The sequence below is a fragment of the Streptomyces sp. NPDC025806 genome, assembly GCF_055558275.1.
The window spans coordinates 19464-31719 of record NZ_JBVHMU010000005.1 but is presented as its reverse complement, the minus strand read 5'-3'; the positions used below and the strand labels follow the sequence as shown (position 1 = coordinate 31719).

At 72.5% G+C, this 12256-nt stretch carries 11 protein-coding genes and 1 riboswitch; of the genes, 5 read left to right on the top strand and 6 right to left on the bottom strand.

The annotated features are described in order from the left end of the window. Window positions 1–164 precede the first annotated feature (164 nt). Window positions 165–563 carry a TOBE domain-containing protein gene (locus ACZ4E1_RS12870; protein ID WP_467538631.1) on the bottom strand — a complete coding sequence of 133 codons (399 nt, stop codon included), beginning with the start codon at window positions 561–563 and terminating at the stop codon, window positions 165–167. Between the two features lie 132 nt (window positions 564–695). Between ACZ4E1_RS12870 and ACZ4E1_RS12865 the strand changes: the two genes are divergently transcribed. Beyond that, entirely contained in the window at window positions 696–1154 is a 459-nt protein-coding gene (locus ACZ4E1_RS12865) for a GreA/GreB family elongation factor (RefSeq protein ID WP_467538629.1), read from the top strand. A 65-nt stretch (window positions 1155–1219) separates the two neighbouring features. Then, window positions 1220–2140 (top strand): LysR family transcriptional regulator, encoded by a 921-nt coding sequence (locus ACZ4E1_RS12860; protein ID WP_467538627.1) that lies wholly within the window; start codon window positions 1220–1222, stop codon window positions 2138–2140. Window positions 2141–2165: 25 nt separating this feature from the next. Here ACZ4E1_RS12860 and fdhD read toward each other — a convergent pair whose 3' ends face one another. From fdhD to ACZ4E1_RS12845, 3 genes are all read right to left on the bottom strand, one after another. Beyond that, window positions 2166–3002, bottom strand: a complete 837-nt coding sequence (fdhD, locus tag ACZ4E1_RS12855) for a formate dehydrogenase accessory sulfurtransferase FdhD (RefSeq protein WP_467538625.1) — start codon at window positions 3000–3002, stop codon at window positions 2166–2168. A 16-nt stretch (window positions 3003–3018) separates the two neighbouring features. After that, window positions 3019–5334, bottom strand: coding sequence for an FdhF/YdeP family oxidoreductase (locus ACZ4E1_RS12850; protein WP_467538623.1), 2316 nt, complete (start codon window positions 5332–5334; stop codon window positions 3019–3021). A gap of 219 nt (window positions 5335–5553) precedes the next feature. Continuing rightward, window positions 5554–6186 (bottom strand): DUF1345 domain-containing protein, encoded by a 633-nt coding sequence (locus ACZ4E1_RS12845; protein ID WP_467538622.1) that lies wholly within the window; start codon window positions 6184–6186, stop codon window positions 5554–5556. 115 nt (window positions 6187–6301) lie between these two features. Here ACZ4E1_RS12845 and ACZ4E1_RS12840 point away from each other — a divergent pair, with 115 nt between their 5' ends. Continuing rightward, the gene (locus ACZ4E1_RS12840) at window positions 6302–8062 is read left to right on the top strand and encodes an FUSC family protein (RefSeq protein ID WP_467538620.1); all 1761 of its coding nucleotides are present in this window, start codon (window positions 6302–6304) and stop codon (window positions 8060–8062) included. A gap of 245 nt (window positions 8063–8307) precedes the next feature. Here ACZ4E1_RS12840 and ACZ4E1_RS12835 read toward each other — a convergent pair whose 3' ends face one another. Then, a complete protein-coding gene (locus tag ACZ4E1_RS12835) occupies window positions 8308–9402 on the bottom strand; it encodes a baeRF3 domain-containing protein (RefSeq protein ID WP_467538619.1) in 1095 nt (364 codons plus the stop codon). Between the two features lie 116 nt (window positions 9403–9518). After that, window positions 9519–9896, bottom strand: coding sequence for a hypothetical protein (locus ACZ4E1_RS12830; protein WP_467538616.1), 378 nt, complete (start codon window positions 9894–9896; stop codon window positions 9519–9521). A 99-nt stretch (window positions 9897–9995) separates the two neighbouring features. Between ACZ4E1_RS12830 and sigJ the strand changes: the two genes are divergently transcribed. Further along, complete coding sequence (gene sigJ, locus ACZ4E1_RS12825; protein ID WP_467538614.1) at window positions 9996–10895, top strand: RNA polymerase sigma factor SigJ; 900 nt, start codon at window positions 9996–9998, stop codon at window positions 10893–10895. Window positions 10896–10923: 28 nt separating this feature from the next. Further along, a riboswitch (cobalamin riboswitch) is annotated at window positions 10924–11127 on the top strand. Between the two features lie 62 nt (window positions 11128–11189). After that, window positions 11190–12221 carry an ABC transporter substrate-binding protein gene (locus ACZ4E1_RS12820; protein ID WP_467538612.1) on the top strand — a complete coding sequence of 344 codons (1032 nt, stop codon included), beginning with the start codon at window positions 11190–11192 and terminating at the stop codon, window positions 12219–12221. The last annotated feature ends 35 nt before the right edge of the window (window positions 12222–12256 follow it).

The window sequence follows — 12256 nt, the reverse complement described above, 5'->3', positions numbered from 1 at the left end:
CCACTCCCTTGGTTCCTGGCTTGCGGGGATCATACTGCCGCAGGTGCAAGGGGGAAGTCTGCTGTGGCATCGCATGAGCTGGCCTGTATATCCGGCCAGCCCTGCATGTGCGTTTATACGGAGCGGGCGCCACCACGGGGGAAAACTGGGCGGGCCCGGAGTGATCAGGTCCGGTCGATATGGACATTCGTCGACTTGACCCGGGCCGTGGCCTCCATGCCGACCTCGAGGCCGAGCTCCTCGACGGCCTCGCGGGTGAGCAGGGAGACGAGCCGGTGCGGCCCGGCCTGGATCTCGACCTGGGCGGCGACGTCGCCGAGCTTGACGGCGGTGACGATGCCGGGGAACGCGTTGCGGACCGAGGTGGAGGAGATCTCGTCCTCGCCGGAGCCGCCACTCTTGGCCAGCTCCACGGAGAACGCGGCGAGATCCCTGCCGTCGACGAGCCGCCGTCCGGCCTCGTCGCGATGGGTGACGACGCGGCCGGCGTCGGCCCAGCGGCGTGCGGTGTCGGGGCTGACGCCGAGCAGCCGCGCTGCCTGGCCGATGGTGTAGGACTGCATGGCCCTCAGTATGGCGACCGCGCCCGGACGAGGTTCGCGGGTGTGGATCATCGTGGCCCTGCCGCATCTCCCCGTACCACTTAGGCTACGAATATCCGGTTTCATCCTGTTCTCCCGGTCCGAGGAGTCGGCATGTCGAGCCAGCCCGAACCGATCAGCGCCACCGGCCGCGCGGCCCTCGAACGGCAGCGCGCCGATCTCGCCGCCGAGCGCGCGACGGTGGCCGCCACCCTGAGCGATCCCGACCAGGTGGGCGACGAGGCCGACTCGGCCGACGAGATCCAGCGCGCCGACGAGCTGCGGCGGCTCGACGCCCGGATCGAGGAGGTGGAGCTACGGCTGCGCGAGGGCGCTACGGAGGGCGCCCCCGACACCTCGGAGGTCGGCGTGGGCAGCACGGTCACGGTGCGCTTCAACGACGGCACCGAGCAGACCGTGGAGATCAGCGAACTGCCCGACGCCTCGACGCCGTCGCTGGTCACGTCCGACAGCCCGCTCGGACTCGCCCTGATGGGCCGGCGCCCCGGGGACACGGTCGACTACCGCACCCCCGCGGGGCCGACATCGGCCCGCATCGTCTCGCTCGACTAGCGGTCCACCAAGGACGCACGGGGGCGCGATTGGCGCTTCGCGCGCCGCTCGGGTAGACCCGTCACGTGCTGTTCCGTCAACTCGAGTACCTGGTCGCGCTCGCCCGTGAGCGCCATTTCGCCCGCGCCGCGCAGAGCTGTCATGTCTCCCAGCCGGCGCTGTCCGAGGCGATCCGCAAACTGGAGGACGAGCTGGACGTGCCGCTGGTGCGGCGCGGTCGCAAGTACGAGGGGCTCACCCCGGAGGGCGAGCGCATCGTCGTGTGGGCGCAGCGCATCATCGCGGACCGGGACGCGCTGCGGGACGAGGTCGGCGCGCTGCGCAGCGGTCTGAACGGGCGGCTGCGGATCGGCTCGATCCCGACCGCCTCCGGTGCGGTGTCTCTGCTGACGGGCCCGTTCTGCACCGCGCACCCGCTCGTCACGGTGGACGTCCTGACGGACCTTCAGTCGGTGGACGTGTTCCGGTTGCTGCAGAACTTCGAGCTCGACGCCGGGATCACGTATCTGCACAAGGAGCTGCCCGAGGGCGTCCAGACGCTGCCGCTGTACGAGGAGCGGTACGTGCTCCTGACGACGGTGGCCGAGGGCCCGGCGCACCGGGGCTCGGCGACATGGGCGGATGCCAGCCGGCTGCCGCTGTGTCTGCTGACCGGGTCGATGCAGGGCCGTCGGGTCCTCGACGAGGTGTTCGCGTCGGTGGGCCTCACGCCGTCGCCCCGGATCGAGACGGACTCGGTGGGCGCGCTCTTCGCGCACGTCAGGACGGGCCAGTGGGCGAGTGTGGTGCCGCAGGCCTGGCTGCACGTGTTCGGCGTGCCGCACGGGATGCGGGCGGTGCCGCTGGTCGATCCGAGCGCCGCGGTCCCGGTCGGTCTGGTCTGGTCCGCCCGGGAGCCCGGCTCGGTGATGGCGCGGGCCCTGGTCGAGGTGGCCCGGCACCAGGATCTGGCGACGACGCTCGACCGGCTGCCGGACGCCCGCTGAGCGGACGCCCGGCCCTCGGACTCGGTCAGCCGGCCGGTACGGCGGCGAGGCGCTCGGCGCCCGTGTAGACGTTCATCGACGTGCCGCGCAGGAAGCCGACCAGAGTCAGTCCGCTCTCCTCGGCCAGGTCGACGGCGAGCGAGGACGGGGCGGACACGGCCGCGAGCACGGGGATGCCCGCCATGACCGCCTTCTGCACGAGCTCGAAGGAGGCACGGCCGCTCACCATCAGGACCGTGCCGCGCAGCGGCAGCAGGCCCTCGCGCAGGGCGTGCCCGACGACCTTGTCGACCGCGTTGTGCCGGCCGACGTCCTCGCGCAGGCAGAGCATCTCGCCGTCGGCGGTGAACAGTCCGGCGGCGTGCAGTCCCCCGGTGCTGTCGAACACCTTCTGCGCCGCGCGCAGCCGGTCCGGGAACGCGGTGAGCTGCTCGATGCCGAGCCGTACCGGGTCGTCCTCGACCGTCCAGGCGGCCGTGGTGCGCACAGCGTCGAGGCTCGCCTTGCCGCACAGGCCGCACGAGGAGGTGGTGTAGAAGTTCCGCTCCAGGGAGGCGTCGGGCGGGGTGACGCCGGCGCCCAGGACGACATCCACCACGTTGTACGTGTTGCCACCGTCGGACGTGGCGCCCGCGCAGTAGCGGATCCCGGCGACGTCGGCGGCCCGGTGGACGACGCCCTCGCTGACCAGGAACCCGGCCGCGAGGTCGAAGTCGTCACCCGGGGTGCGCATCGTGACGGTCAGCGGGCGCCCGTTGACCCGTATCTCCATCGGCTCCTCGGCCGCGAGGGTGTCCGGCCGGTGGGACACCACTCCGTCGCGGATCCGCGTCACGCGCCTGCGCGCGGTCACTCGCCCCATATCGATCCTCCTCCGTTCACAGTGCCACGCCGTCGGCGGGCGCACCGCCGGAGGCGGCCGGTTCGAGCCGGACCAGGACGCTCTTCGACGTCGGCGTGTTGCTGATGTCGGCGACGCTGTCCAGCGGGACGAGGACGTTGGTCTCCGGGTAGTACGAGGCGGCCGAGCCCTCGCTGGTCGGGTAGGAGACGACGCGGAAGCCGGGGGCGCGGCGCTCGGTGCCGTCGTGCCAGACGGAGACGAGGTCGACGAGGTCGCGGTCGGCGAGGCCCAGCGCCTCGATGTCGGCGGGGCTGACCATGACGACGCGGCGGGCGTTGTGGATGCCTCGGTAGCGGTCGTTCATCGCGTAGGGGATGGTGTTCCACTGGTCGTGCGAGCGCAGGGTCTGCAGCAGCAGGTGACCGGCGGGGACCTCGGGCATCGTGAAGTCGTTGACCGTGAAGACGGCCTTGCCGCTGGGGGTGCGGAAGACGCCCTGGTTGACGGGGTTGGGCAGGCGGAAGCCGCCGGGGGCCGCGACCCGCTCGTTGAAGTTCTCGAAGCCGGGGACGACGCGGGAGATGCGGTCGCGGACGGTGCCGTAGTCCGCCTCGAAGTCCTCCCAGGGGATGGCGGGGCTGTCGCCGAGGACCTTGCGGGCGAGGCGGGAGATGATCGCGATCTCGCTGAGCAGGTGCGGGGAGGCCGGGGCGAGGCGCCCGCGCGAGGCGTGCACCTCGCTCATGGAGTCCTCCACGGTGTAGAACGGCTCGCCGCCCGCCTGGACGTCGCGGTCGCTGCGGCCGAGCGTCGGCAGGATGAGGGCCGTGTCGCCGCAGACGGTGTGGGACCGGTTGAGTTTGGTGGAGATGTGGACGGTGAGCCGGCAGCCGCGCATCGCCGCTTCGGTGACGTCGCTGTCGGGGGTGGCGCGCACGAAGTTGCCCGCGACACCGACGAAGACCTTGGCCTTCCCGTCGCGCATGGCGCGGATGCCGTCGACGGAGTCGAGGCCGTGCTTGACGGGCGGCGTGAATTCGAACTCGCGGCCGAGCGCGTCCATGAACGCCTGCGGCATCCGCTCCCAGACGCCCATGGTGCGGTCGCCCTGGACGTTGCTGTGGCCGCGGACGGGGCAGACGCCGGCGCCGGGCTTGCCGATGTTGCCGCGCAGCATCAGGAAGTTGACGATCTCGCGGATGGTGGGCACGCCGTGCTTGTGCTGGGTGACGCCCATGGCCCAGCAGACGATGACGTTGCGGCTCTTGAGGACCTGCTCGTGGACCTGCTCGATCTCGGAGCGGGAGAGCCCGGTGGCCATGAACACGTCGTCCCAGGAGGTCTTGCGGGCGTGCTCGGCGAACTCCTCGTAGCCGGTGCTGTGGGTCGTGACCCAGTCGTGGTCGACGACCGTGCCGGGGGCCTTCTCCTCGGCCTCCAGGAGCAGCAGGTTGAGCGCCTGGAAGAGGGCGAGGTCGCCGCCGGCCCGGATGTGCAGGAACTGGTCGGCGATCTGCGTGCCGCGGCCGATGACGCCGCGGGCCTTCTGCGGGTGCTTGAAGCGCAGCAGTCCGGCCTCGGGCAGCGTGTTCACGGCGATGACACGGCCACCATTGCGCTTGGTCTCCTCCAGCGCGGTCAGCATGCGCGGGTGGTTGGTGCCCGGGTTCTGGCCGACGACGAAGACGAGGTCGGACTCGTGGATGTCGTCGAGGGTGACGCTGCCCTTGCCGATGCCGAGGGTCTCCGTCAGGGCGGAGCCGCTGGACTCGTGGCACAGGTTGGAGCAGTCGGGCAGGTTGTTGGTGCCGTAGGCGCGGGCGAAGAGCTGGAGCAGGAACGCGGCCTCGTTGTTGAGGCGGCCCGAGGTGTAGAAGAGGGCCTCGTCCGGGGAGTCGAGGGCGCGCAGCTCCTGGGCGACGAGGTCGAGGGCCGCGTCCCAGCCGATCGGCTCGTAGTGCTCGGCACCGGGGCGCTTGACCATGGGTTCGGTGAGCCGGCCCTGCTGGTTGAGCCAGTAGTCGGACTTCTGGTCGAGCTCGGCGACGGTGTGGTCGCGGAAGAAGTCGGCGGTGACGCGGCGCGAGGTGGCCTCGTCGGCGATGTGCTTCGCGCCGTTCTCGCAGTACTCGTTCTTGTGCCGCTTGCCGGGCTTGGGCTCGGGCCAGGCGCAGCCGGGGCAGTCGAAGCCCTTGACCTGGTTGATGTTGAGCAGGGTGAGGGCGGTGCGGCGTACGGAGGTCTGGCCCAGGGAGTACTCGAGGGCGTGCGTCACGGCGGGTACGCCGGTCGCCCACTCCTTCGGCGGGGTGACGGAGAGATCGTCGACCGGGTCCTGGATGTCCGCCATGTTCCGTTCTGCCTCTTTCCTCGTCCTCAATCGGCTTCTCCGGCCTCGCCGGGCGCCCAGCGAATTCACTTTCCGGCACGACGGTGAATTCGTCAAAGAGGCGGTGTCGATCACGTGATAGGCGGCGCCGATCACCGGGTTCATAAGCGCCGGCTATCAGCCGATCGAAAAGACCTGTTTGACCGCACGGGAAAGACTCCCGGAAAATCGACCGGGTGGTCAGCCCGTGACGATTCCGGTGACGAGATTGATGGCCGTGGCGAGAATGCTCGTGCCGAAGACGTACGACAGGAGGCAGTGCCGCAGGACGATCGCGCGGACCGTCGGACTCGACACGTTCGTGTCGGACACCTGATAGGTCATGCCGAGGTTGTAACTGAAATAGAAGAAATCCCGGTAGGCGGGTTTTTCTTTTCCATTGAAATCGATTCCGCCGCCCGCCGTGTGATAGACGAAGGCATATCGGGTCGCGTACATGAGATGCAGGGCGGCCCAGGCCATGAACACTCCGCCGAGCGCGGTCGCCGCGGCGGCCTGCGCGTGCTCCGACTTGCCGCGCAGGAGCAGCAGCACGATGGCGACGAGCCCGCACAGGGCGACGCCCACGACGGCGAGTTCCTCGGTGACGGGGCGGAAATCCTCGCGGCGGACGTTGCGATGGGTGGCCTCGGCGTCGAGCGGCCACAGCACCAGCCAGCCGGACAGCACGAACAGCGCCTCCGTGGCCGCGATGCCGGCGAGGACACCGAGCCCGGCGTCCACGGCGAGGGCGACGGCCACCCCGATCAGCGTGCCGAGGACGACCGCGCCGACGAGCCGGGGAACGGCCGAGAGCGGCCTTCGGGTGTTCATGAGCGACCACGCTAGCCGCGCCCCCGCGGGGCGGCCCGCCGAATTCCGTTCTCGCGGGCGAGCCCGGCACCGGGCAGACTTGAAATGCAGACCTGACCAGGGGAATACACCGCACATGCCGAACTTCCGGCGTTTCGCTCCGCCCGAGCCGCGGCACGGGTGGCGGCATTCGGCCCGGGGCGCCCGGCACGCCCTGTCACCGCACGGGGCGTTCGCCCTCCACGAGGTCGACGGGGCGGTCGTGTTCGCGCTGCGGGCGGCGCTCGCCACGGGGGTCGTGGCGGTGCCGCTGAGCGTGTCCGGCCGGCCCGACCTCGCGGTGTACGCGACGCTCGGCTCGCTCACCACCACGTTCGGCCGCAATCTTCCCTACCCGCGCCGCGTCCGGGTCCTCTCGGTGGCCGCGCTCGCGATGACCGTCGCCGTCGGCACGGGATCGGCGCTCGCCGTCGCGGCGGACCCGCACGCGGGCGGGGCCGGGGCGCTCGCCGTGGTGGCGGCGACGGCCGTGGTGGCCGGGATCGCCAAGTTCGTCTGCGACGTCACCCGGGTCGGCGGACTCGGCGCCGTCCTGCTGCTCCTCGCGTTCGCGGTCGCGGCCAACGGGGCACCGGCCGCCGCCGACGTCCTGCCGTACACCGGGCTCGCCGCGGCGGGCGCGGGCTGCGCCTGGGTGCTCGGCGTCGCGGGGGTGCTCCTGCACCCGGACCGGCCGGAGCGGCTCGCGGTGGCCACGGCGCTGCGCCGCGTCGCCGACCTGCTGGACGTCACCGGGGGCGCGGCCACGGCGGGCGGCACGGCGACCCGGACCGTACGGCACCGCGCGACGGTCGCCGTGCTGCACGCCTACCACTGCCTCGGTGTCCCGCCCCCGGCCCGGGCGCCGCGCACCGTGCCCGGCGGCGAGGCCGCCTTCGTACGGCTCACCGATCTCGCCTGGTCCCTGCTGACCGGATCCGGGGGCGGGCCGGCCGCGGCGGCGGGCCCCGTCGCGCGCGGGCTGCGCGCCCAGGCGCGGCTGCTCACGGGCCGCAGACGCCGGGTGCCGCCGATCGTGGACCCGCTGCGGTCCTCCGGGTCGGGCGCGCCGGAGCCGCACCTGCCGGAGGATCCGGGCGCGATGCGCGCCACCGAACTGCTGCTGGGGCGTCCCGGCGGGCGGGAGCGGCTCGCGGCGGCGGCCGTCCCGGCGTGGCGGATGGCGTTCGGCACGGGCGCGGCGGGCGCGGTCGCCGCGCTGCTCGGTCTGGAGCACGGCTACTGGGCGGCGATCTCGGCCGCCGCCGTGCTGCACTCGGTGAACGTCCGCACCACCGCCCAGCGCGCGGTCCAGCGGACCCTGGGCACGGCGGTCGGCCTGCTCCTCGCGCTCGCGGTGCTCGGCCTGCACCTGGCGCCCGTGCCACTGACCCTGGTGATCGTGGTGCTGGAGTTCCTGCTGGAGTACGTCGCGGCCCGCAACTACGCGCTGGCCGTCGTCTTCCTCACCCCGATCGCCCTGCTCCTCACCGAGCTGGCCGTCCCGGCCCCCGCGGGCGAACTGGTCCGGGACCGCGTCCTCGGCAGCGTCGTGGGCATCGCGGTGGGCCTGCTGTGCGCCCTGCTGATCGTCCACGACCGCGCGGCCGTGCGGGTCGAGCGGGCACTGGCGGAGTGCCGGAGCGCGGCGGCCGACGCGGAAGCGGCCCTGACCGGCCCGCCGAGCCCGCTGCTCCCGGTCGTCCAGGTCCGCCTCGCCCTGGCCGTCGTGGAACTGCGGGAGGCCGACGACACGGCCGCCGGCGAGCTCTGGCCGGCGGGCATCGACCCGACGGAACTGGCCGCGGCGGAGGGCCGCGCCTACGCCCTGCTCGGGCGACTGCGCCACCCTCGGTAGAACGGCAAGGCAGGCGCCCCTGGAGAGCGGCGAAGCCGCGACCCCCAGGCGCACGGGAAACCGCGCACCCGGCACCGTACGGCGGGCCCTCTGGAGAGCGGCGAAGCCGCAACCTCCAGGGGCGCGGGGAACTGCGCGACCAGCCACGACGATCGCGCACCCGGCCACGCATCTGCACCCCACAACGGCGCGCCCCCGAAGATCGGCAGGGCCCGCACACCTCACCCCGCCCGGCACATGGCAGGTCAGAAGCGGAGCGCAGCCGCGATGCGCCCGGCCTCCTCCAGCGTCCCGTCCGGCACGAAGACGACATCCGCCCCGGTCTCGAGCGCGCACTCCACGATCTCGTCGACGATGTCGTGCACCGCGTCGAGGTCGTCGTCCGCCGCCGGCGCGAGGTGTCCCTCCCCCGCCCGCACGGTGACGCGGAAGTTCTCCTCGACGACCAGCCGGCGGATCCGCCCGTCCGCGGCCTCCTGCCACACCTCGTCGACCCCGGCCGCGTAGGTGGTGGCGCCGCGGGCCCGGTCCAGGTCGGCCATGGCCTCGGCGACCTCGCGCTCCGCGTCGGCGGTGCGGGCCGGGGCCACCGCGCGGGCGACCGCCTCGGGCCGGCCGTGGGAGAGTCCGCCGAACGGGACCTGGGCGGCGCCGTGGGCGGCCGTGCCGGTCTCGGTCAGCAGAGACAGCGCGGCGGGCTCGCCCGTCACGTAGAGGGTGCGCGGCGAGGTCCGCAGCAGTTCGGCGAGCGTGGCGTCGGCCTCGCGGAAGAACTGCCGGGTCGCCTCGTCCCGGTAGTTGCTCGGGACGTCGCCGACGCGCTCCTTGCGTTCTGCGTCCGGGTCCTCCAGGCTCCGCTCCTGCGGGAAGCCGTGCTCCGTGTCCTCCGCGACCCGGTTGCCGCGGCCGTCCCAGAGGGTGACGCGGTCGGCGGCGACGGAGAGCACCCAGTACGGATGCGCGGCCGCGTCGGCGGCGACCAGGTTGCGGGTCAGGAAGGTGTCGGCGACCACGACACGGTCCTGCACCTCCCGGTCGATCGCCCACACCTGGTGCTCGCCGGGTGCGGCGAACAGCACGAGGCCGTCCTTGGCGTGCACGAGGTCCGCCTCCTGGACGGCCGCGCGCAGATGCGTGAGGACGTCCTCCCGGCGCTCCTTGGTCACACCGGGGTCCGCGGACAGCTGCCGGGCCGCGTCGTCGACGAGGTTGCCGAGCCGCACCGGGTCCTGGGCGTCGCCCGGGGGCCGCCGGTGCGTGGTCATCGCCAGCGACACGGCGGGGTACGAGCGCGGCCGGCGCAGGTCGCGGAGTATTTCCGGGTTCAGGGAGGAGTGCATGCCGAGTGTCCCTTTCAGAGGCCAGATCCCCCATCCTGCCCACACACCCCAAATGGGGCAAAAGGTGCATCCAACCCCAGGAGCCCCACCCCACCCGCCACATCCACCCTCACCGCTCACCGCTCACCGGTCCGCCGCGCGAGCGCCAGCACGCTCAGACCGAACATCAGCACCCCCAGCGGCAGATGGACCGACGGAAGGTGCGCGACACCGAGCACGACCTGCGCCGAGGCGAGCACCAGGAAGCCGGTCGCGTGCCACACGGGCCGGACCGGGCCGCCGCCCGGCTTCCACGCCAGCACCGCCGCGAGCAGGTACAGCATCGACGCCGCGTACATGACGCGGGCCCCGACGCTGTGCAGGGTCTCCCCGTAGGACGCGGTGAGCAGCAGTCCCGCCGAGACCGCCTGGAGGAAGATCGTCGCGGTCTGCAGGGCGATCGCGACGCGCAGGAACGAAAGGGTGCGCCGGGTGGTCGTCACGTGGGTGGCCATGGCCTGGTCCTCTTTCCCGCCCGAGGGCAGTCGGTCGATAAGGTCTCGCCAGGCCGACGACGCAGGCCGGCCAAAGGTAAGGCGAGGGGGCGGACGGTTGTGGGGACCTCGGGGGCGGACACGGACACGGTGGCGGGAGAGCGGCGCCAACTGCTCAATGTGGCCTACCGGTTGCTCGGCTCACTGGCCGAGGCGGAGGACGCGGTGCAGGAGGCGTACGCCCGCTGGTACGCGCTTCCCGACGGCCGCAGGAACGAGATCGCGGCACCCGGCGCCTGGCTGACGACGGTGACCGGGCGGATCTGCCTGGACGTGCTCGGTTCGGCGCGCGCCCGGCGCGAGCGCTACGTCGGCGCGTGGCTGCCCGAGCCGCTCCCGGACCGGTCCGAGTGGGCGCACGGCCGGGGCGGCGACCCCGCCGACCAGATGGTCCTGGACGAGTCCGTGAACATGGCGTTCCTCGTCGTCCTGGAGTCGATGACGCCGGCGGAGCGGGTGGCGTTCGTGCTGCACGACGTGTTCCGGTATCCGTTCGCGGAGATCGCCGAGGTCCTCGGCCGGTCGTCGGCGGCCTGCAAGCAGTTGGCCGCCTCGGCGCGGCGCCGGGTGGGCGCCGCGCGCTCCGAGGGCGTCGCCGCCGGCCAGGCGGACGCGGTGCGGCAGGTCAGGCGGGCCTGGGAGGCGAAGGACATCGCGGCGCTCGTCGGCCTGCTCGCCCCGTCCGCCGTGATGACCGCGGACGGCGGCGGTCTGGCGGGTGCCGCGCTGCGCCCGGTCGAGGGGGCGGCCCGCATCGCCCCGTACATGGTGGCGATCGCCGACAAGGCGCCGGGGCTGGAACTTCTGGAGCGCACGGTGAACGGCGCGCCGGGTCTCGTCGCGCTCCGGGACGGTGTCGTGCTGACGGTGGCCGCGTTCGATCTCGCCGGGGGACGGGTCGCGCGGATCTGGGTGGTGCGCAATCCGGAGAAGCTGCGGGCCTGGTCGGGCGAGGACTGACGCGCCCTGCCGGGGTGGTGACGCCCTGTGATAGCTTCCCCAAGCCAGTCGTACCTTTGTGCGTACTTGTACGTACTCGGGTCAGGGAATCCGGTGCAAGACCGGAACTGACGCGCAGCGGTGTGGGCGACGGGCGGGGCAACTGCCACTGGGCCGGGGGGAACCGGGCCCGGGAAGGCGCTCCGTCCGGACGACCCCGAGTCCGAAGACCTGCTGGCGGCCCCGCCCGTCCACCGGCCGGGGCGGACCGTTGGCCGGCTCCGCGTTTGAGCCCTGGACGCTAAAGGATCTCCCGTGCCCTTCGCACGTCTCGCCCGCTTCTGCGCCCTCGCGCCGATCACCGCGCTGCTGCTCACCGCGTGCGGCTCCGGCGCCCCGTCGGACCGCTCCGACGACGCGTCCGGCGCCGGTGTCACGCTCACCAACTGCGGGCAGCGCGTGCACGTCGCGCACCCGCCGCGCCGCGCCGTCGCCCTCGACCAGGGATCGGCCGAGATCATGCTGTCCCTCGGGCTCGCCGACCGGATGGTGGGCACCGGCACCTGGACCGACCCGGTGCGCCCGAACCTGGCGAAGGCGAACGCGAAGGTGCCGCGCCTCGCGGAGCGCTACCCGTCGTTCGAGACGGTCCTCGACACGGAACCCGACTTCGCCGCCGCCTCGTTCGGGTACACGCTCGGCAAGGGCGGCGTGGCGCCGCGCGCCTCGTTCGAGAAGCTCGGCGTGCCGACGTACCTCTCCCCCACCGACTGCGCGGACAAGGACAACAGCGGCGACGGCGACGGCGTCCGTACCGAGGCGCTGACGATGGACACGGTCTACGGCGAGATCCGGGACCTGGCACGCGTCTTCGACGTGCGCGAGCGCGGCGAGAAGCTGGTCGCCACGCTCAAGTCCCGGGTGCACAAGGCCGCTTCGGGCGGCGACGCCGACGGCGTGCGCGTCCTGTACTGGTTCTCCGACTCCAAGTCGCCGTACATGGCGGGATGTTGCGGCGCGCCCGGCGTCATCACGAACGCGCTCGGGGTGCGCAACGTCTTCGACGACACCCACGAGGAGTGGCCGCAGATCAACTGGGAGACGGTCGTGGACCGCGACCCGGACGTCCTGGTGATCGGCGATCTGACCCGGCGCTCCCAGTCGGCCGAGTCGGCGGCGCAGAAGATCAGGTTCCTGGAGTCCGACCCCGCGACGAAGAACATGAAGGCGGTCCGCGAGAAGCGCTACGTGCTGCTCAAGGGGCAGGACCTCAATCCGACGATCCGCACCGTGGACGGCGTGGAGAAGGTGGCGGCGGCGCTGCGCGCGTTCGGCCTCACCAAGTGACCCGGCCACACCAAGTGACTCGGTCTCGCCAAGTG